The following is a 20,029-nucleotide window of genomic DNA, read 5'->3' as shown; positions in this document are numbered from 1 at the left end:
CGGAAAACATAACGGGGGGGGGGGTAACTTCTTGGCGCTTCTTTTCTGCCCTCACCCTACGTTACGTGTTGGCAGGACACGCAACTTCCCTTAGATCTTATTATATAAGATCCTGTCAATTGCGCAATTAAACTGTTTGCGTGAGAGTGGCGAGCAGGAGCATAATGTGGCTACTCTCAATGAATATTTAGGGGTGGAAATGATTACTTCCGATGCTGTCATCAGGCGCTGGGCGGTCGCGGATGCCGTCTATGTGGGTCGTTTCACGCGGGACATTACTGAGTGGGACGACGGTTCCTATGGCAACTCGGTTGTTGCTCTAGGGATGGTTTCTTACTTTTCGCTGTTTGTTCACGAGTCCCAGTCTAAGCTGTCAATCATTGATCCGAACCTAGTGTCCGTGCTGTCGCCCAAGGCGAAGGGGATTGTGGCGCGCTCGCGTCACTCGCTTAAGCTGTTTGAGGACAGAAAGCGCGGAATTTCTGGACAGCTCGCCTATTATGATGACGTCCTACTCCCGGCGCATAGGAGTCGTTTTCGGGGAAAGTGGTGGTTCTCCCCGGCGCGTATCTTTGGGAACGACCTAGGATTTTCTTTGTATGGTCGACGCGTGGTCGGTTCGACCGTCACTACCACGTTTCATATGGGAGCTGAGGCTTCGGATACCCTGAGTGTGGATAACGGCAAGTTTCTAGCCGATCTTTATGCCGAGTATGGCGAATATTTTGCAAAGCTGGGTGCCCGGCTTGGCGGGCCGAGCACATTCGTTGCCAGCTTGGAGGATTCGGCTTTTAGTTCGCGTGATCTGAGGTGTGTCCCGTATCACCGCCATGTCTTCAACGGTTCCACTACGCCAACGCTCAATGCACTGCTCACGACATTTCGAGCCATGATGAACTTCGTGTCGCTGGTCCTGACCGCTGGTGGTGACACCTCCGAGTACACGGTGTTCAAGATCCGCTTCCTGACCCTGTATCAGATCCTTGTGAGCCTTGATGCGCTGGTCGCTGATCAGACGCAGGACTTGACTCCGAAGTCTGTAGCGGCAATCAAGGAGATCGTCGACGACCCTACGGCACGACTTATCACCGATATCGGCGTCAAGCCCTTCCGTAACTCTCTCATGCACTACCTTGACCCCCGAGTGGACGTTTCCAAGTTGGATTTCGGGAAGCCGCTTTTCGGTCTGACGTCGATTTACTTCCCGCAGTACGACTTCCCGACATTTTCGGCGCTGATTGATGCCTGTATCGCTCAGACCGCAGACGCTCTTGACGCATGGGCGGAATAGGGATGGTTGGTAACTTCCTTGGCGCATAGTCGAGGGTGCTAGCGAAGTCCGACAGTAGCTAATCGGTTGACTTTGGTCGTCGGCCGCCTCGACCAGCGCTCGGTGTATCAGGTTCCGCCCTTTCCGAGGCAGCTCCCTCAGTGGCCGTATTGCCTAAGATGCCTGCGATGGCGCTGCGTCGTTCCTGGAGTCTGCGTTCTTCGGCATCAAGCTCGGCCATGGCTTTCTGCCGGATGCTCTCGTCTTCCAACGTCCGTGCAACCCAACCTTCGAGTGCCTCTACTCCCACGTCATTGACGCTCTGCTCGGTTATGCCGCGCAGCCCTTCGATCTGTTCTCGAAGAACTGGATCAATGCGCACGGCGAACACTACGGGCTTACGCTCCCCCTCGGGCGCTGATACTTCCTCTGGCATGTTTGGCGCTTGTTCGCTCATTCAAATCTCCTTCCGGTTACTGGTTGGCAGGAGATAGTTATAGACGACCGAGCTTGAAACTTGGTGTATGGACAGCGATTGGCCCCGTCCATTAAGCAATGAGTGGGGCCAATTTGGGGCTTCGGGGCCGTTAACTTCGGTCGTGCGGATCACGCATCTGCACGCCGCGCTTCCGTAGTCGCAGCCGTATTGTCTCGTCGTCGACATGCATCCGGTCGGCGATACGGGCAAGCGACATGCCTTGGACGTAGAGCCGTTCGGCTTCGTCCAGGTTGGCTTCGGTGAGTCGACGCCAACGCGGTGTGATGCCGTTGCGTTTGAGGATGGCGCTCACCGTCTGCCGTTTGATGTCGAAACGATCAGCGAGTTGGTAGGTGGTGGCTCCATGCCCGTAAGCCTCGACCAGCTCTGCGACCTGGGCATCCTTAAGTCGCTTGGCCTTGTTACGCTTCGGTCGCTGTGCTTGAACGGGCGGTGGTGTCGACGGATCAGGGAGCGTACCGAGCAGGTCCCGAAGGGCCCGCAACCTGGACTTCGTGTTCCAGTCAGGCACCTTGTCGCCCACCGGGAAAAAGCCGGTCCGCATCAGCGGGCCGGTTTTTTCGTATCCCGGGCAGGTCCTTGTGTCCGCTGTGCGTCTTGAGGGGGGCCTCATGAGTGGTGGAGAAGGCAGGAGACGGAGAGGGAGGCGGGGGAAGGTCACGTCCCTGCGGCGGCGCCGCATACGGTCGTTGGCCGTGATCGTGCTCGTGCTGGTGGGGTTCGGCGGGCTCGGCGCCGGCTGCCAGGCGCTCTCGAACACGGAGCGGGTCACCTCGATGTGGGTCGGCGCCGAGATCCGCGCCGACGGGAGCGCCCGGATCACCGAGGTGATCGACTACGACTTCGGGCACTCGGGCCAGACGCACGGCATCTACCGCGACGTGCCGGACGCGGACTTCGACGCCGATGACGTCCGGGCCACCATGGACGGACACAAGGTCCCCTACACGAGTGCCTTCGGCGCCATCTACCGGGACGAGAACGGCAAGGAGTCCCTCGCCGACCGGCTCAAGGTGGGCGACCGCAACCGCACGGTCGGGGGAGTGCACCGGTATCGCATCCAGTACTCGGTCCCCGACGCGGTGAAGAACGGCAAGCTCGCCTGGGACGCCGTCGGCACCGGCTGGAAGGTCGAACGGGCCGACGTGGAGATCCACGTGGTGGACACGCACGCACTCACCGGTCTCCGCTGCGTCCACGGCAACTGGGATGACGGCAAGCCCTGTTCGGTCCGGCAGAGCGAGCCGGGACACCTCGTCGTCAAGCTCGACAGGCTCAGCGGACATGAAGGCCTCACGCTGTACGCCACCGCCGCCAAGGCCAGGACCGTGACCGCGGCGGCGCTGCCAACGGCGCCCACCGGCAAGGCCGTTGGCACCTCCCTTCCGCATCCGCTGCGCAACGGCGTGCTGTTCCTCGCCGTTGCCCTGGTCTGCGTCGCGCTGACGTTGGGCACTCTGCGGTTCTTCGGGCGCGACCGGGTGCAGGAGGACGGCGGGCGGGTGCGGCGCGTCGAGGTCGAGCGGCTCGCCCGGTCGGTCACTCCGTCCGCGACGCCGCCCGAGGGCCTGACACCGGCCCAGGCAGGCGTCCTGCGTCTGGAGAAGGTCACGGACCAGCACAAGGTGGCCTGGCTGCTCAGCGCGGCGGCCGACGGGCATCTCACCGTCGAGGGAGACGATCAGTATCCGGTCCTGAAGCGGCACGGGCGTCCGGTGAACCGGGAGATCAGGGACGTGCTGGACCGGATGTTCACCGGCGGCAGCAGCCTGGCCCTCGGCTTCCGTAACCCGTCCTTCAAGGCGGGCTGGGACGACCTCTCCTGGAAGCTGGACGTCTGGCGCAACGCGAGCGACCTGTGGGACACCACCCTCACCAAGCGTCTCGTCCACTGGGCCTGGGTCCAACTGGCCGTACTGTTCCTCGCGTTGGTCCTCGTGGTCACCGGCGGGGTGCTGAACGGCCATCGCATCGCGGCCGGACTTCCCGTCCTGCTGGTGGGTGCCGTGATCGCCGGTCTCGGTCTCACCGTCGTAGCCCGGGGCTGGGAGTTGGACACCCGTACCCCTCGCGGCTCCGCCCTCTGGCTCCAAGTCGAGGCGTTCCGGCGCTACTTGGCCGACCCGGCGACCTGCCCCGACGCACCTCCCGCCGAGGAGACCGCGGAGCGCTACACGGCATGGGCGGTCTCCCTGGGAGTCGAGGCCGCCTGGGAACAGGCCGTCGGCGCCTCGACCGCGGCAGCGAGAGCGAGTCGGAGTTTCTCGCTGGGTGTCAGTGACGTCCTGCTCGCCGCCGTCGTCGTCTCCGCGGCCAACGCGTCCTCCGGCTCGGGGAGTTCAGGCTCAGGCGGCGGTTCCTCCTCCGGAGGTGTCGGTGGCGGCGCCGGCGGGGGAGGCGGCGGCTCCTGGTGAGGTGTGGGGGCGCGCCCCCACACCGTCAGGCCGCTTCGGCCAGGCCCGGCCGGAGCGGCCAGTCAGTGCTCACCACCTCCGGTGTGCCGCTGCGTGTGAACCACGCCTGGAGTCCGCGTGCCTGGGCCGCGTGCCACGTCGACTGCAGGGTGTGCAGTTCGGCGGGGGTCAGGCGCTCCAGCCGGGTCGCGAAGCGGCGGCCCAGGGCCCGTACCACCTCCAGGGAGGCCAGCGCGTCCGCGCCCGCGTCGTGCGCGCCGTCCAGCGTGACGCCGTAGTGCGCGCACAGGTCGGTGAGGGTGCGGCGGCCCTTGCGGTAGCGGTCCAGGTGTTTGTCGAGGACCCGGGGATCCAGCACTCGCAGCGTTGTCGTCTGGAACCAGTGGTCCAGGGAGGACGCGCGGTGGCGGCGCAGTTCGCGGTCCAGGAGCGTCAGATCGAAGGGCGCGTTCATCACCACCAACGGGCGTCCCATCGCGGCCTGTTCGGCCAGCTCGTCGGCTATCTCGTGCATCACCGGCGCGGGCCAGCGGCCGTTGCGCTGAAGATGCTCGTCCGTCAGTCCATGGATCGCCGTCGCCCCGGCGGGCACCGGCACCCCCGGGTTCACCAGCCACCGGGCAACCCGCGGACGGGTACCGGGGGCGTCCTGGACGACGACGGCGGCCGACACTATGCGGTCGGTCTCCACATCCACGCCCGTTGTCTCCGTGTCGAACGCGGCCAACGGGCCCTCGTACCAGCACGTCATACGTACACAACTCCTCGTTCACCCACGGCAGTCGACGCGCCGTCTTCTGCCTGTTTGGTGATACCCGTGCTGTTTGCGCCGTACGCCGGAAGGACACAACAGGAGTGCGGGTCTTTGCAGTTCAGCGGCCCGGTACGGGGAAACACTTGGCGTGGAAGGCGAATTGGTCATGGTGATAGCGCAGCCCGAGCGGGGCGGGCTGCTGCCCGAACGGACGGCACCCCATCGCGGATCGCTCGCCACCACCGCCTGCATGGAAACCTTGCAGGTGGGCTATCTGCACGCCGTGGCAGCCGCGGCCGGCTGCTCGCTGTCGCAGCCCTTTCCGGACAACGGCATCGACTGGCACGTCAGTCACGGCTCGCCCGGACACACGGTGGACGACGAGGTCACCATCAAGGTGCAGCTCAAGTGCACCTACCAGATCCCGCCGAACCCACCCGGCCGTTCCTTCTCCTTCACGCTCGACAACGACCACCTGCGCAAGCTCGCCCGCACCCCGGTCTCGGTGCACAAGATCCTGGTCGTGATGCTCGTCCCGCGTTCCCAGGACGACTGGCTGCGCGCCAGCCACGACCGGCTCGACCTGCGCCACTGCTGCTACTGGGTCAACCTCGCCGGTCACGCGATCACCGGCCGGACCCGGACCACCGTGCGCATACCGACCGCGCGCATCTTCGACGACCGGGCGCTGTGCGAGATCATGACGCGGGTCGGGACGGGAGGCAGGCCATGAGGGACCGCTCGGTCGAGGAACACCTGAGGCAGGTACGGCCGCATCCCGTGGACACCACCTCCTGGGAGCGCCCGCCCGAGCCCGACCAGGTCGACCCCGCCGTCCTCGGCGCCCTGCTGCGCCGGCACGGCTGGCAGCGGCGCGGCGGTGCCCCCGGACGCTACGGCCGCTGGACCCCACCCGGGCCCGGCGGCTCGGGCACCAGCCTGCTGGTCCCCGAGAGCCGGGCCTTCCCCGACAGCGACGACCTCCTCGGCGAGGCGCTCTTCGCCCTCGCCCGCAGCAACACCCCCTCCGCCCGCGAGGTCCTCGTCGGCCTCGCCGTACCGAGCGACGAGATCCGCTGGTGGCGGGACATCCCGACCGGCCCGGCCGGCGCCGCGCCCTGGACCGTCGAGGAGCAACTGCGCGCCGCAGCACGCCAGATGCTGCTCGCCGCCGCCCTCGCCACCCGCGCGCGAGCGGGCTACTACGGCGCCCGCCACCGCCGCCCCGCCGCCGCGTCCCTCGAACACGTCCTCGTCGGCTCCGCCCCCGGCGGCCGGCAGCTCACCGCCTTCGTCCCCGTCGACACCGGCCGCACCCTCGCCGTACGCCTGCACCAGGCCCTGTACGCCACCCGCGAGGCCATCGACTACCAGCGGGCCACCGGCGGCATGGACGCCTTCGACGGAGCCGTCGAGGCGGGCGTCAGCCGCGAGTTGACCGAGGCCATCGTCGCGCTCGTCCGCGGCACCGAGGGCGCCCGGATCGCCGTCGAGTGGGCGCCCGCCGCAGGTGTCCCCGAGGGCTGCGCGGCCCCCGCCGAGGCCGTCGAGTTCTCGCCCGGCGACCTGCCCGTGCTGCGCGCGGCCGGCGCCCGCTACCTGCGGGAGGAACCGTCCATGCCCGTGCGCATCACCGGCTCGGTGGTGCGGATGCGCCGCTCCGGGCCGCGCGGCGAGGGCACCGTACGGATGCAGGTGATCGCCGGCGCCGAGGTCGGGCACGTCCGGATGACGCTGGACGAGGAGTCGTACCGGATCGCCGGTCACGCCCATCTCGTCGGGCTCCCGGTGCGGGTGCACGGGCGGCTGGAGAGCCGGGGCGGCTTCCGCAGGCTGACCGGCGCCTCCGGGGTCGTACCCGTGCAGGTGGACGAGGCGGAGCGGGACCGGCTGATGAAGTCCCTCCAGGAGAACCTCGACTTCTTCGAGGAGGCGTGCAGCGGGGAGGACTGAGGGAGGGGAGTGCGGCAACCGTTTCGCGGTGGGGCCCGTAGGGTCGGTACGATCCCCTATTGCGCGCGCTCACGGTATGGCGCCGCATCCACCCCGCAGTCAGGAGAGACCGGTGTCAGACGTCCGCGTGATCATCCAACGCGATTCCGAGCGGGAAGAGCGCACGGTGACGACGGGCACGACGGCCGCCGAGCTCTTCGCCGGCGAGCGCTCGATCATCGCCGCGCGCGTGGCCGGAGAGCTCAAGGACCTGGCCTACGTCGTCTCCGAGGGGGACGAGGTCGAAGGCGTCGAGATCTCCTCCGCCGACGGCCTCAACATCCTGCGCCACTCCACCGCGCACGTCATGGCCCAGGCCGTGCAGGAGCTGTTCCCCGAGGCCAAGCTCGGCATCGGCCCGCCGGTCAAGGACGGCTTCTACTACGACTTCGACGTCGAGCGGCCGTTCACGCCCGAGGATCTCAAGGCCGTCGAGAAGAAGATGCAGGAGATCCAGAAGCGGGGGCAGAGGTTCTCGCGCCGTGTCGTCACCGACGAGGACGCCCGCGCCGAGCTGGCGAACGAGCCGTACAAGCTCGAACTCATCGGCATCAAGGGCTCCGCGTCCACGGACGACGGCGCGGACGTCGAGGTCGGCGGCGGCGAGCTGACGATCTACGACAACCTCGACGCCAAGACCGGCGACCTGTGCTGGAAGGACCTCTGCCGGGGCCCGCACCTGCCGACCACCCGGAACATCCCGGCGTTCAAGCTGATGCGCAACGCCGCCGCGTACTGGCGCGGCAGCGAGAAGAACCCCATGCTCCAGCGCATCTACGGCACCGCCTGGCCCTCCAAGGAGGAGCTGAAGGCGCACCTCGACTTCCTGGTCGAGGCCGAGAAGCGCGACCACCGCAAACTGGGCAGCGAGCTGGACCTGTTCTCGATCCCCGAGCAGATCGGTTCCGGTCTCGCGGTCTTCCACCCCAAGGGCGGGGTCGTCCGCCGGGTCATGGAGGACTACTCGCGGCGCCGCCACGAGGAGGAGGGCTACGAGTTCGTCTACACCCCGCACGCGACGAAGGGGAAGCTCTTCGAGACGTCCGGGCACCTGGACTGGTACGCCGACGGCATGTACCCGCCCATGCAGCTCGACGAGGGCGTGGACTACTACCTCAAGCCCATGAACTGCCCGATGCACAACCTGATCTTCGACGCGCGCGGCCGCTCGTACCGTGAACTGCCGCTGCGGCTCTTCGAGTTCGGGACCGTGTACCGGTACGAGAAGTCGGGCGTCGTGCACGGTCTGACCCGCGCGCGGGGCTTCACGCAGGACGACGCGCACATCTACTGCACGCGCGAGCAGATGGCGGACGAGCTGGACAAGACGCTCACGTTCGTCCTGAACCTGCTGCGCGACTACGGTCTGACGGACTTCTACCTGGAGCTGTCGACCAAGGACCCGGAGAAGTTCGTCGGCTCGGACGAGGTCTGGGAAGAGGCCACGGAGACGCTGCGCCAGGTGGCCGAGAAGCAGGGGCTGCCGCTCGTGCCCGACCCGGGTGGGGCCGCGTTCTACGGCCCGAAGATCTCCGTCCAGACGAAGGACGCGATCGGCCGGACCTGGCAGATGTCCACCGTCCAGCTGGACTTCAACCTGCCGGAGCGCTTCGACCTGGAGTACACGGGTCCTGACGGCTCCAAGCAGCGGCCGGTCATGATCCACCGCGCGCTGTTCGGTTCGATCGAGCGGTTCTTCGCGGTGCTGCTCGAGCACTACGCGGGTGCCTTCCCGGCGTGGCTCGCGCCGGTGCAGGCGGTCGGGATCCCGATCGGGGACGGGCACGTCGAGTACCTGGAGAAGTTCGCCGCGGCGGCCAAGAAGAAGGGCCTGCGCGTCGAGGTCGACTCCTCCTCGGACCGGATGCAGAAGAAGATCCGCAACGCGCAGAAGCAGAAGGTGCCGTTCATGGTCATCGTCGGCGACGAGGACATGAACGCGGGCACGGTCTCCTTCCGCTACCGCGACGGCTCGCAGGAGAACGGCATCGCGTTCGACGAGGCCATCGCGAAGATCGAGCAGATCGTGGCGGACCGGGTGCAGGTCTGAGGCCGTAGCTTTTTTGAGAGGCCCCCGGGGAGTTCAGACCCCCGGGGGCCTCTCGTCGTCCTCCCTCGCGAAGACCTGGAGCAGCCAGGAGGCGAAGGTTCCGGTGACCGCGCCCAGGAGGGCCAGGCCGATGGCCATCATTCCTACGGCGATCAGGCGGCCCAGCGGGGTGATCGGCGCGACGTCGCCGTAGCCGACGGTCGCGAAGGTGGCGCAGGTCCACCAGACGGCGTCGCCGAAGGTCTTTATCGTCGCCCCGGGTGCCGTGTGTTCCTCCTGGTAGACCGAGAGGGCGCCCGCGAAGCCGAGCAGGACGGTGGCGAGTCCGGCGTAGACGATCACGCGTGCGTGCAGCGCGAGCCGGGGCTGTCCGTGCCGGCGCTGTACGGCCTCGTAGACCTTGACGACCCGCAGCGGGCGGAGGAGAGGCAGGAGCAGGACCAGGGTGTCGAGCCAGTGCGTGCGGATGAAGCGCAGGCGTTGGCCGCTGAGGCGCCAGCGGACCGCGTAGTCGACGGCGAAGAGCGCCCACGCCCCGAACAGCACGGTGAGGCAGAGATCCTGCCAGTCGCCCGGCAGACCGTGGGGCAGGATGCGGACCGCGTACGCGGCGAGGTAGACCATCGACGCGATGGCGAGCGGAACCTCGGTGCGGCGCTCCCACCGGGCCTTGCGACTGTCGTCGTCCATCGGTCCAGCTTGGCGGCGGGCCCCCTTCGCGCAACCCCGGCGACACGCCGCGAACGAGCGAAGCCATATGCTGACTTGCATGACGAGTGAGCCGGAGCAGCAGATCGGAGTGGGGACGCCGGACGCGTTCCAGCGCCTGTGGACCCCGCACCGGATGGCCTACATCCAGGGCGAGAACAAGCCGACCGGCCCCGGGGCCGACGACGGTTGCCCCTTCTGCTCGATTCCGGCGAAATCGGACGAGGACGGGCTGATCGTCAGGCGCGGTGAGCTGGTGTACGGGGTGCTGAATCTGTACCCGTACAACGGCGGCCATCTGATGGTCGTGCCGTACCGGCACGTCGCCGACTACACCGACCTGACCGACGCGGAGACCGTGGAACTCGCGGCGCTCACCAAGCAGGCGATGACGGCCCTGCGCACCGCGTCCGGCGCCCATGGCTTCAACATCGGCATGAACCAGGGGAGCGTGGCGGGCGCGGGCATCGCCGCCCATCTGCACCAGCACATCGTCCCGCGCTGGGGCGGCGACACCAACTTCATGCCGGTGGTCGGCCACACCAAGGTGCTGCCCCAACTCCTCGCGGACACACGGAAGATGCTGGCGGACGCGTGGCCCACGGCGTGAGCCACGCGGCGTCCCGTGTGGTTGCCTACGCGTCGTAGGTGTCCGCTTTGCGCGGTGACACGTCCTGCACGCCTCCGCTGAGGACCGACGAGCGGCTGCTGAACTTCTCCGTGTCCACGCCGTTCTCCTCGAGGACGCGGATCGCCGCGGCGTGCACCACGCGCAGTACCGGTGTCGCGGCGCGCAGCGCGTCGTCCGCCATGAAGCGGTGGCGCCAGGGCTGATCGGCCCAGGCGTGCCGCAGGCCGAACGGCTCGGGCAGGGCTATCGAACCGCCGAGCCAGTTCAGCAGCGGCGGGTACCAGGTGATCGGGGCGCGGACCGCGAGCCGTACGACCTCGTCGGCGGGGACGAGGGGGAGCTTGACGCTGCGGTTCTCCCAGGGCTTGAAGGTCTTCTGGACGCTCTTCGTCGGGGCCTCGGGCTTGCCGGTGAACAGCGAGTTCACGGGACCGAGCGCGTGCCCGGTGATCTCGATGCGCAGCGTCTTGTGCAGCACGGTCACCGTGATCATCATCGTGATGACCAACTGCCCTTCCCAGAGCGTCCATTGGACACCCAGGTAATGGCGGTCACCGGCGCCGAACTGCTGCTTGTTGCAGATTTCCTGTATCGCGTGCGACTTGACCTGGTACGCCTCCACGTCCGTGCTGTCCGGCCGGGACACCGCCTTGGCGCCCTCGCCGACCGGCGTGACGATCCAGTGCCGTACCGACGCCTTCGGGAACCCGCCGGTGTTGATCGTGTTCCGCTCCAGCATGCGCAGGTCGTCATGGATGTTGCGGATGACGTCCCAGCTGCGGAAGGGGTGGATCTCCCGGGTGGCGTCGCGTGCGATCAGGTCCTCGGCGAGCTGCCAGCTGCCCCAGCGGGTGCCCATGCCGAGGATGCCCTTGGGCCCGGCGTAGAAGACCGAGTTGGACTGCTGCTCGGCGCTGAGCTGGGCCAGGGCCTGGCGCAACTGCTCGGCCTGGGTCTCGCCGGGGCTGGTCGGCACCGCCTCGGGGACCTTGGCGCCGACGCTGCTGCCGGAGAGCAGGCTGTCCCAGCGCCCGCGCAGATCCTTCGCGGTGTTCTCGCAGACCTGCTTGGCCCACAGCCAGCCGACCACGGGGAGAACGACGCACGCGCGTGCGTACCAGGACCAGAAGCCCGCGAAGGGCGCCTTGACCAGGAAGATCACGGCGACCGCGCCCACCGCGACGAGCAGGGTCGTGGCGATCGCGCCGGCCCGCTTGTTCGTCTGGGTGCGCTTGTCGATCAGGCTGCGCAGCTGGAAGACCAGCAGCCAGACGATCAGCCCGGGCAGGAACAGCAGACCGCACAGCACCATGATCATGGACAGCCTGTTGTCCCGCGTGCGGCGGATGTTGTTGGCCGCCAGGGCGTGTTCCACGACGGCCTGCGGCTCGGTGCCGAACGACTGGATGAGCGGCTTGCGGCCGGGGCCGAGCATGCGGGCCACGACGGCTCCGGCGAACGCCTCACCGAGGTTGGGGCGGAAGATCGTCGCCCACTTGCGGCCCTCGTTGACGGTCGTCTGGTGCCATTCGTTGTCGGCCTTCTTGATGTCCGCGACCGGGTTGTCCCGGTAGGCCGCCGAGGCGAGCGCGAAGGTCGCCGTCTGGCCCTCGTCGCCCGTACGCGGCACCTGTGGTCCGAAGATGTCCGCGTAACCGCTGTCAACGGTCATTCCCGCCCCCGATCGCCGCTGCTCCCGCTTCTGCGGCTTTCCCGACTTCCGTGCTCCGCACACCTGTTGATCAGGTCATCAGCGTATCGGCAGGCACGGACATTCGTCGGCGGACGGCCGAAAGCCGCCCGCCGACGGCGAAGATCCCGACTACGGGGCGTCAGATCCCGAACTACGGGGCGTCGCCCGCCTGTTCGCGGATCCGTTCGGCGATCTGCGGGGGCATCGGTTCGTGCCGGACGTAGGCGCGGTTGAAGCGGGCCGTGCCGTGCGAGAGGGAGCGGAGGTCGACGGCGTAGCGGCCGATCTCTATCTCGGGGACCTCGGCCCGGATCAGGGTGCGTCCGCCGGTCGTCTGCTCGGTTCCGAGGACCCGGCCGCGGCGCCCGGACAGGTCGCTCATGACGGCGCCCACGTAGTCGTCGCCGACCAGCACGGTCACCTCGGCCACCGGCTCCAGGAGATGGATCTTCGCCTCCGCCGCGGCCTCCCGCAGGGCCAGCGCGCCCGCCGTCTGGAACGCGGCGTCCGAGGAGTCCACCGAGTGCGCCTTGCCGTCCAGGAGCGTGATCCGTACGTCGAGGAGGGGATGGCCGGCCGCAACTCCCTTGGCGGCCTGGGCCCTTACGCCCTTCTCCACCGACGGGATGAACTGCCGCGGCACCGCGCCGCCGATGACCTTGTCCACGAACTCGATACCCGTGCCGCCCGGCAGCGGCTCGACCTCGATCTCGCAGATCGCGAACTGCCCGTGCCCGCCCGACTGTTTGACGTGCCGGCCGCGCCCCTGCGCCTTGGCGGCGAACGTCTCCCGGAGGGAGACCTTGTGCGGCACGAGGTCGACCTGGACGCCGTAGCGACTGCGCAGCCGTTCCAGGGCGACGTCCGCGTGGGCCTCGCCGAGGCACCACAGAACGACCTGGTGGGTGTCCTGGTTCTGTTCCAGGCGCATGGTGGGGTCCTCGGCGACGAGCCTGCTGAGGCCCTGCGAGAGCTTGTCCTCGTCCGCCTTGCTGTGCGCCTGGATGGCGAGCGGCAGCAACGGGTCGGGCATCTCCCAGGGCTCCATCAGGAGCGGGTCGTCCTTGGCCGAGAGGGTGTCCCCGGTCTCCGCGCGGCCCAGCTTCGCCACGCACGCGAGGTCGCCCGCGATGCAGTGCGTGAGCGCCCGCTGCTGTTTGCCGAAGGGCGCGGACAGGGCGCCGACGCGTTCGTCGACGTCGTGGTCCTCGTGCCCCCGGTCGGCGAGGCCGTGCCCGGAGACATGGATCGTCTCGTCGGGGCGCAGCGTGCCCGAGAAGACGCGCACCAGGGAGACCCGGCCGACGTACGGGTCGGAGGCGGTCTTCACGACCTCGGCGACCAGCGGCCCGTTCGGGTCGCAGGCCTTCAGCTCCCGCGCCCTGCCGTCGACCGTGGTGACGCCGGGCGCCTCGCGCTCCAGCGGGGTCGGGAAACCGCGTGTGATCAGCTCAAGGAGCTCGACCGTGCCGAGACCCTGCCGGGCGCCCTCGGCGGCGGGGGCGGCGGCCAGGACGGGGAAGAACACCCCGCGCGCGACGGCCCGCTCCAGGTCCGCGATCAGCGTCTTGACGTCGATGTCCTCGCCGCCGAGATAGCGGTCCATGAGGGTCTCGTCCTCGCTCTCCGAGATGATCCCCTCGATGAGCCGGTTGCGGGCCTCCTCGATCCCGGGCACCTGGTCGGCCCCGGGCTCGGACTCCTTGCGCTCCCCGGACGCGTAGTCGAACAGCTTCTGCGACAGCAGCCCCACCAGCCCGGTCACGGGCGCGTGCCCGTCGGGCCCCGGCGCGCCGTGCAACGGCAGATACAGCGGGAGTACGGCGTCGGGGTCGTCCGCGCCGAACGCCTCCGCGCAGTACCGGGTCATCGACTCGAAGTCCGCGCGGGCGGACTCCAGATGCGTGATGACGATGGCGCGCGGCATGCCGACCGCCGCGCACTCCTCCCACACCATGCGGGTCGAGCCGTCCACGCCGTCCGAGGCCGAGACGACGAAGAGGGCCGCGTCCGCCGCACGCAGACCGGCCCTCAACTCGCCGACGAAATCGGCGTATCCGGGAGTGTCCAGAAGATTGACCTTGTACCCGTCCCAGTCGACGGGCACCAGGGAGAGCTGCACCGAGCGCTGCTGGCGGTGCTCGATCTCGTCGTAGTCGGAGACGGTGCCGCCGTCCTCCACACGGCCCGCCCGGTTCACCGCCCCCGCGGTCAGCGCGAGGGCCTCCACCAGAGTCGTCTTGCCCGATCCGGAGTGGCCGACCAGCACCACATTCCGTACGGACGCGGGGTGGTCGGCCGCCGTAGCCCTGCCGGCGGCTCCGGGGTGTGCGTTCGCCTTGTCGCCCATGGCCTTGCCTCCCGTGCACGGTGAGGTCACTGTGGGCGCGGACACACGGTGCCGCGTGCGGTGGCGGCTCCGATGACGCCCGCGGTGGTTCGAGCTTTCCACTCCCGTCACGGTGCGTCCATACAGCGGACGCGATCCGGCCGTCGGCACCGACGGCATCGAGTCGTACTGCGGCCGTTCACAACACGGGCACGCGGGTGCCCGGCGGCCACCCACGCGCGCGCGTGGCTACGATGGGCCAGCCGGTGGCCAACAGGGGCCGCGCGGCGACACCGACCCTCCGGGAAGGCCATGCTGAACAAGTACGCGCGTGCATTCTTCACGCGTGTCCTCACGCCGTTCGCCGCGTTTCTGATCCGCCGGGGCGTCAGCCCCGACACGGTCACCCTCCTCGGCACCGCCGGAGTGGTCGCGGGCGCGCTGGTCTTCTACCCCATGGGCGAGTTCTTCTGGGGCACGGTCGTGATCACGCTGTTCGTGTTCTCCGACCTCGTCGACGGCAACATGGCCCGCCAGCTGGGCCGCTCCAGCCGCTGGGGCGCCTTCCTCGACTCCACGCTCGACCGGGTGGCCGACAGCGCCGTCTTCGGCGGCCTGGCCCTCTGGTACGCGGGCGGCGGCGACAACATCGCCCTGTGCGCCGTCTCGATCTTCTGCCTGGCCAGCGGCCAGGTGGTGTCGTACACCAAGGCACGCGGCGAGGCCATCGGCCTGCCGGTGGCCGTCAACGGCCTGGTCGAGCGCGCCGAGCGACTGGTGATCTCACTCGTCGCGTGCGGTCTCTCCGGGCTCCACAAGTTCGGCGTCCCGGGCATCCAGTGGCTGCTGCCCATCGCGCTGTGGATCGTCGCCGTCGGCAGCCTGGTCACGCTCATCCAGCGGGTCGTCACGGTCCGTCGGGAGGCCGCCGAGGCCGACGCCGCCGCGGCTCAGGAGGCCGAGCAGCACAGCACCGGGGCGACCCCGTGAGCAGTGCCCGGGAGCGGCTGACGGACGCGCTCTACGGCCTCGGCTGGAGCACCGTCAAGAAGCTCCCCGAGCCGGTCGCCGTCCGGCTCGGCCGCACCATCGCCGACCTCGCCTGGAAGCGGCGCGGCAAGGGCGTACGACGGCTGGAGAGCAACTACGCGCGCGTGGTGCCCGACGCGAGCCCCGAGCGGCTCGCCGAGCTCTCGCGCGCGGGCATGCGGTCGTACCTCCGCTACTGGATGGAGTCCTTCCGGCTCCCCGCCTGGAGCCCCGAGCGGATCCGCACGGGCTTCGACCCCAAGGACGTCCACCACCTCACCGACGGCATCGCCTCCGACCGCGGTGTCATCCTCGCGCTGCCGCACCTCGCCAACTGGGACCTCGCCGGCGCCTGGGTCACCACCAAGCTGGAGACCCCGTTCACCACGGTCGCCGAACGCCTCAAGCCGGAGACGCTCTACGACCGCTTCGTCGCCTACCGCGAGGGCCTCGGCATGGAGGTTCTGCCGCACAGCGGCGGCACCGCCTTCGGCACGCTCGCCCGGCGGCTGCGCGACGGCGGCCTGGTCTGCCTGGTCGCCGAGCGCGACCTGTCCGCCTCCGGGGTCGAGGTGAAGTTCTTCGGCGAGGCAACCCGCATGCCCGCAGGACCGGCCCTCCTCGCCCAGCAGACGGGCGCGCTGCTGCTCCCGGTGACGCTCTGGTACGACGACTCGCCGGTCATGCGGGGACGTGTCCATCCGCCCGTCGAGGTACCCGAGTCAGGTGACCGGGCCGAGAAGACGTCTGTCATGACACAGGCGCTGGCCGACGCCTTCGCCACCGGCATCGCCGACCACCCGGAGGACTGGCACATGCTGCAGCGGTTGTGGCTCGCGGATCTCGATCCCACGAAGGGACCCTCGTGAGGATCGGCATCGTCTGCCCCTACTCCTGGGACGTGCCCGGCGGCGTCCAGTTCCACATCAGGGACCTCGCCGAGTACTTCATCCGGCTCGGCCACGAGGTGTCCGTCCTCGCCCCGGCCGACGACGACACCCCGCTCCCGCCGTACGTCGTCTCGGCCGGCCGCGCGGTCCCGGTGCCGTACAACGGCTCGGTGGCCCGGCTGAACTTCGGCTTCCTGTCCGCCGCCCGGGTCCGACGCTGGCTGCACGACGGCGAGTTCGACGTCATCCACATCCACGAGCCGACCTCGCCGTCGCTGGGCCTGCTGGCCTGCTGGGCGGCCTCCGGCCCGATCGTGGCGACCTTCCACACCTCCAACCCGCGCTCCCGGGCGATGATCGCCGCGTACGCGATCCTCCAGGCCGCGCTGGAGAAGATCAGCGCGCGGATCGCCGTGAGCGAGTACGCCCGCCGCACGCTCGTCGAACACCTCGGCGGGGACGCGGTCGTCATCCCGAACGGCGTCGACGTCGACTTCTTCGCCCGCGCCGAACCCAAGCCCGAGTGGCAGGGCGAGACCATCGGCTTCATAGGGCGCATCGACGAACCCCGCAAGGGCCTCCCGGTGCTGATGAAGGCCCTGCCGAAGATCCTCGCCGCGCGCCCCAACGCCCGGCTCCTGGTCGCCGGACGCGGCGACGAGGAGGAGGCCGTCGAGACGCTCCCCGAGGAACTGCGCTCGCGCGTCGAGTTCCTCGGCATGATCAGCGACGACGACAAGGCCCGCTTCCTGCGCAGCATCGACCTCTACGTCGCCCCCAACACCGGCGGCGAGAGCTTCGGCATCATCCTCGTCGAGGCCATGTCGGCGGGCGCCCCGGTCCTCGCCTCCGACCTGCCCGCCTTCGCACAGGTCCTCGACCAGGGCGCGGCCGGCGAACTGTTCACCAACGAGGACGCGGACACCCTCGCCGAGGCGGCTGTACGACTCCTCGGCGACCCCGAGCGGCTGGCGCAGCTGAGCCGGCAGGGGAGCGCTCATGTCCGGCGCTTCGACTGGTCGACCGTCGGGGCCGACATCCTGTCCGTGTACGAGACGGTGACGGCGGGCGCGGCAGCGGTGGCGACGGACGAACGGACGGGGCTGCGGGCGCGGTTCGGGTTGGCGCGGGACTGAGAGGCGGCGACTTCTCGGTATGTCCAGCCCGTCCGGCGTTTGAGGACGAGGCCGTCCAGGCCGAAGCGGGGGAGTGGGGGCGGCAGCCCCCGCAACGCCCGCACCGACACCCCGCACGAATCCCGGTCAACCCCGGTGGAACGGCCCGGTAGCCTTGCCGCCCGTGAGCGCAACTCTGATCTGGATCCTCGTCGCCCTCGTGGCGATCGGCCTGTACCTGAGCTGGACCGCGGGCCGGCTCGACCGGCTGCACACCCGGATCGACGCGGCCCGCGCGGCGCTCGACGCCCAACTGCTGCGCCGCGCCTCGGTGACACAGGAGTTGGCCACCTCCGGAGTCCTCGACCCGGCCGCCTCGATCGTCCTCTACGAGGCCGCGCACGCCGCCCGGCAGGCCGAGGAGGAGCAACGGGAGGTCGCCGAGAGCGAGTTGAGCCAGGCCCTGCGCGCCGTCTTCGCCGAGCCCCCGCAGGTCGAGGGCGTCCGCGAGGCCCCCGGCGGAGAGGAGGCGGCCCGCGAACTCGCCGAGTCGGTACGACGCGTCCCGATGGCCCGGCGCTTCCACAACGACGCCGTGGGCGCCGCCCGCCGCCTGCGCGAACACCGCAAGGTCCGCTGGTTCCACCTGGCGGGACACGCCCCCTTCCCGATGGCCTTCGAAATGGACGACGAGCCACCGGCGGCACTGGTGGACCGGGCGGCGTAGCGCCTGTCCGGCGGCGTGAGTCGAGGGCGGCTCGGAGGCGGAGGACGCCGGGGCATCGGGTGCTGCCGCAGGTGGGCGGCGAGCCCGGGGAGACGGAGCTCGGTTGCAGCACCGCAGGCGAGCGCACCAGGGCCTGTGTCCGCGGCATGATCCGCCGGTGAGTCCTGGGCACCCACCGACTCCGGTGAAAGCCGCGCATGTGGCTGCTGAGCGGCGCTGTCATGAGCGGTCCGCGACACGGCAGCCGAGCGCACTTGGGGCCCGCCCCGGCGTGATCCGCCGCCGAGCCCCCGGAGGCACCGCCGTTCGAAAACGATCCACCGGCTGTTCATTGGCCCTTGCTGTGGCCTGCACCTCTCGCGTTTCCTCAATGGTGCAGCAGCCCTCTTTCACCCAGTGAGGTCACCCCGTGTCCAGCACCCCCAGCTCCGCCCAGACTCCCGAGACCGGCACCGCGCGCGTCAAGCGCGGTATGGCCGAGCAGCTCAAGGGCGGTGTGATCATGGACGTGGTCAACGCCGAGCAGGCGAAGATAGCCGAGGACGCCGGAGCCGTCGCCGTCATGGCCCTGGAGCGGGTCCCCGCCGACATCCGCAAGGACGGTGGCGTTGCCCGGATGTCCGACCCGAACATGATCGAGGAGATCATCGAGGCGGTCTCCATCCCGGTCATGGCCAAGTCCCGCATCGGCCACTTCGTCGAGGCCCAGGTCCTGCAGTCCCTCGGTGTCGACTACATCGACGAGTCCGAGGTCCTCACCCCGGCCGACGAGGTCAACCACAGCGACAAGTTCGCCTTCACCACCCCCTTCGTGTGCGGTGCCACCAACCTGGGCGAGGCCCTGCGCCGCATCGCCGAGGGCGCCGCGATGATCCGCTCCAAGGGCGAGGCCGGTACCGGCAACGTCGTCGAGGCGGTCCGCCACCTGCGCCAGATCAAGAACGAGATCGCCCGCCTGCGCGGCTTCGACAACAACGAGCTGTACGCCGCCGCCAAGGACCTGCGCGCCCCGTACGAGCTGGTCCGCGAGGTCGCCGAACTCGGCAAGCTCCCGGTCGTGCTGTTCTCCGCCGGTGGCGTCGCCACCCCCGCCGACGCCGCGCTCATGCGCCAGCTCGGCGCCGAGGGCGTCTTCGTCGGCTCCGGCATCTTCAAGTCCGGCGACCCGGCCAAGCGCGCCGCCGCCATCGTGAAGGCCACCACGTTCTACGACGACCCGAAGATCATCGCGGACGCGTCCCGCAACCTGGGCGAGGCCATGGTCGGCATCAACTGCGACACCCTCCCCGAGGCCGAGCGTTACGCGAACCGGGGCTGGTGATGACCACTCCCGTAGTCGGAGTGCTCGCGCTCCAGGGCGACGTACGGGAACACCTGATCGCCCTGGCCGCGGCCGACGCCGTGGCCAGGCAGGTCAGGCGCCCCGAGGAACTCGCCGAGGTGGACGCCCTCGTCATCCCCGGGGGTGAGTCCACCACCATCTCCAAGCTGGCCGTCCTCTTCGGACTGATGGACCCCCTGCGCGCACGCGTGCGTGCCGGTATGCCCGTCTACGGCACCTGCGCCGGACTCATCATGCTCGCCGACAAGATCCTCGACCCGCGCTCGGGCCAGGAGACGATCGGCGGCATCGACATGATCGTGCGTCGCAACGCCTTCGGACGTCAGAACGAGTCCTTCGAAGCGGCTGTCGACGTGAAGGGCGTCGAGGGCGATCCTGTAGAGGGCGTTTTCATCCGCGCCCCCTGGGTCGAGTCCGTCGGCGCCGAGACCGAGGTGCTCGCCGAACACGAGGGCCACATCGTCGCGGTCCGCCAGGGCAACGCGCTCGCCACGTCGTTCCACCCGGAACTGACCGGCGACCACCGCGTGCACTCCCTGTTCGTCGACATGGTGCGCGCGAACCTGGCTCCAGGGTCCTAGTAGGA

The 20,029-nt window shown here is 69.0% G+C and carries 18 protein-coding genes; 12 read left to right on the top strand and 6 right to left on the bottom strand.

Going from position 1 to position 20,029, the window contains the following annotated elements; genetic code table 11:
- Nucleotides 1–166 precede the first annotated feature (166 nt).
- Nucleotides 167–1,291: a hypothetical protein gene (locus JHN45_RS28965; protein ID WP_201051429.1), complete on the top strand. Its 1,125-nt coding sequence runs from the start codon at nt 167–169 to the stop codon at nt 1,289–1,291.
- A gap of 58 nt (nt 1,292–1,349) precedes the next feature.
- Here the strand turns inward: JHN45_RS28965 and JHN45_RS28960 are convergent, their stop codons facing one another.
- Nucleotides 1,350–1,727, bottom strand: coding sequence for a hypothetical protein (locus JHN45_RS28960; protein WP_201051427.1), 378 nt, complete (start codon nt 1,725–1,727; stop codon nt 1,350–1,352).
- A 130-nt stretch (nt 1,728–1,857) separates the two neighbouring features.
- On the bottom strand, nt 1,858–2,313 hold the full coding sequence (locus tag JHN45_RS28955) for a helix-turn-helix domain-containing protein (protein ID WP_236584230.1): 456 nt from the start codon (nt 2,311–2,313) through the stop codon (nt 1,858–1,860).
- 151 nt (nt 2,314–2,464) lie between these two features.
- Between JHN45_RS28955 and JHN45_RS28950 the strand changes: the two genes are divergently transcribed.
- Entirely contained in the window at nt 2,465–4,183 is a 1,719-nt protein-coding gene (locus JHN45_RS28950; protein WP_201051423.1) for a DUF2207 domain-containing protein, read from the top strand.
- A gap of 25 nt (nt 4,184–4,208) precedes the next feature.
- Here the strand turns inward: JHN45_RS28950 and JHN45_RS28945 are convergent, their stop codons facing one another.
- Complete coding sequence (locus JHN45_RS28945; protein WP_200711366.1) at nt 4,209–4,934, bottom strand: 3'-5' exonuclease; 726 nt, start codon at nt 4,932–4,934, stop codon at nt 4,209–4,211.
- Nucleotides 4,935–5,103: 169 nt separating this feature from the next.
- Here JHN45_RS28945 and JHN45_RS28940 point away from each other — a divergent pair, with 169 nt between their 5' ends.
- The 3 genes from JHN45_RS28940 to thrS all read left to right on the top strand — a co-directional run bounded on the left by JHN45_RS28940 (nt 5,104) and on the right by thrS (nt 8,979).
- Nucleotides 5,104–5,670: a DUF4365 domain-containing protein gene (locus tag JHN45_RS28940; protein WP_093624554.1), complete on the top strand. Its 567-nt coding sequence runs from the start codon at nt 5,104–5,106 to the stop codon at nt 5,668–5,670.
- The gene (locus JHN45_RS28935; RefSeq protein WP_201051421.1) at nt 5,667–6,890 is read left to right on the top strand and encodes a hypothetical protein; all 1,224 of its coding nucleotides are present in this window, start codon (nt 5,667–5,669) and stop codon (nt 6,888–6,890) included. The genes JHN45_RS28940 and JHN45_RS28935 overlap by 4 nt, the downstream gene beginning before the upstream one ends.
- A 112-nt stretch (nt 6,891–7,002) precedes the next feature.
- A complete protein-coding gene (thrS, locus tag JHN45_RS28930; protein ID WP_200711364.1) occupies nt 7,003–8,979 on the top strand; it encodes a threonine--tRNA ligase in 1,977 nt (658 codons plus the stop codon).
- 33 nt (nt 8,980–9,012) lie between these two features.
- Here thrS and JHN45_RS28925 read toward each other — a convergent pair whose 3' ends face one another.
- Nucleotides 9,013–9,669, bottom strand: a complete 657-nt coding sequence (locus tag JHN45_RS28925) for a potassium channel family protein (protein WP_201051419.1) — start codon at nt 9,667–9,669, stop codon at nt 9,013–9,015.
- 67 nt (nt 9,670–9,736) lie between these two features.
- On the opposite strand from JHN45_RS28925, the gene JHN45_RS28920 reads away from it, so the two are divergent.
- Nucleotides 9,737–10,297, top strand: coding sequence for an HIT domain-containing protein (locus JHN45_RS28920; RefSeq protein ID WP_019066352.1), 561 nt, complete (start codon nt 9,737–9,739; stop codon nt 10,295–10,297).
- 25 nt (nt 10,298–10,322) lie between these two features.
- Here JHN45_RS28920 and JHN45_RS28915 read toward each other — a convergent pair whose 3' ends face one another.
- Together JHN45_RS28915 and JHN45_RS28910 are read right to left on the bottom strand one after the other, a co-directional pair.
- Nucleotides 10,323–11,990 carry a hypothetical protein gene (locus JHN45_RS28915; RefSeq protein WP_201051417.1) on the bottom strand — a complete coding sequence of 556 codons (1,668 nt, stop codon included), beginning with the start codon at nt 11,988–11,990 and terminating at the stop codon, nt 10,323–10,325.
- 172 nt (nt 11,991–12,162) lie between these two features.
- A complete protein-coding gene (locus JHN45_RS28910; protein ID WP_201051415.1) occupies nt 12,163–14,361 on the bottom strand; it encodes an elongation factor G-like protein EF-G2 in 2,199 nt (732 codons plus the stop codon).
- A gap of 291 nt (nt 14,362–14,652) precedes the next feature.
- Here JHN45_RS28910 and pgsA point away from each other — a divergent pair, with 291 nt between their 5' ends.
- The 6 genes from pgsA (at nt 14,653) to pdxT (ending at nt 20,024) form a co-directional block, all read left to right on the top strand.
- Complete coding sequence (pgsA, locus tag JHN45_RS28905; RefSeq protein ID WP_200711360.1) at nt 14,653–15,330, top strand: phosphatidylinositol phosphate synthase; 678 nt, start codon at nt 14,653–14,655, stop codon at nt 15,328–15,330.
- Complete coding sequence (locus JHN45_RS28900) at nt 15,327–16,238, top strand: phosphatidylinositol mannoside acyltransferase (protein WP_200711359.1); 912 nt, start codon at nt 15,327–15,329, stop codon at nt 16,236–16,238. The genes pgsA and JHN45_RS28900 overlap by 4 nt, the downstream gene beginning before the upstream one ends.
- The gene (locus JHN45_RS28895; RefSeq protein WP_201051413.1) at nt 16,235–17,395 is read left to right on the top strand and encodes a glycosyltransferase family 4 protein; all 1,161 of its coding nucleotides are present in this window, start codon (nt 16,235–16,237) and stop codon (nt 17,393–17,395) included. The genes JHN45_RS28900 and JHN45_RS28895 overlap by 4 nt, the downstream gene beginning before the upstream one ends.
- Before the next feature lie 163 nt (nt 17,396–17,558).
- On the top strand, nt 17,559–18,101 hold the full coding sequence (locus JHN45_RS28890) for a hypothetical protein (RefSeq protein ID WP_201051412.1): 543 nt from the start codon (nt 17,559–17,561) through the stop codon (nt 18,099–18,101).
- 472 nt (nt 18,102–18,573) lie between these two features.
- Nucleotides 18,574–19,422: a pyridoxal 5'-phosphate synthase lyase subunit PdxS gene (gene pdxS, locus JHN45_RS28885; protein ID WP_234468195.1), complete on the top strand. Its 849-nt coding sequence runs from the start codon at nt 18,574–18,576 to the stop codon at nt 19,420–19,422.
- Nucleotides 19,422–20,024 carry a pyridoxal 5'-phosphate synthase glutaminase subunit PdxT gene (gene pdxT, locus JHN45_RS28880; protein ID WP_201051410.1) on the top strand — a complete coding sequence of 201 codons (603 nt, stop codon included), beginning with the start codon at nt 19,422–19,424 and terminating at the stop codon, nt 20,022–20,024. The genes pdxS and pdxT overlap by 1 nt, the downstream gene beginning before the upstream one ends.
- The last annotated feature ends 5 nt before the right edge of the window (nt 20,025–20,029 follow it).

This window comes from Streptomyces sp. MBT53 (assembly GCF_016654115.1).
GTDB lineage: Bacteria > Actinomycetota > Actinomycetes > Streptomycetales > Streptomycetaceae > Streptomyces.
Note: the sequence above shows the minus strand (reverse complement) of the source record. Positions and strands in the feature narration are given on the sequence as shown.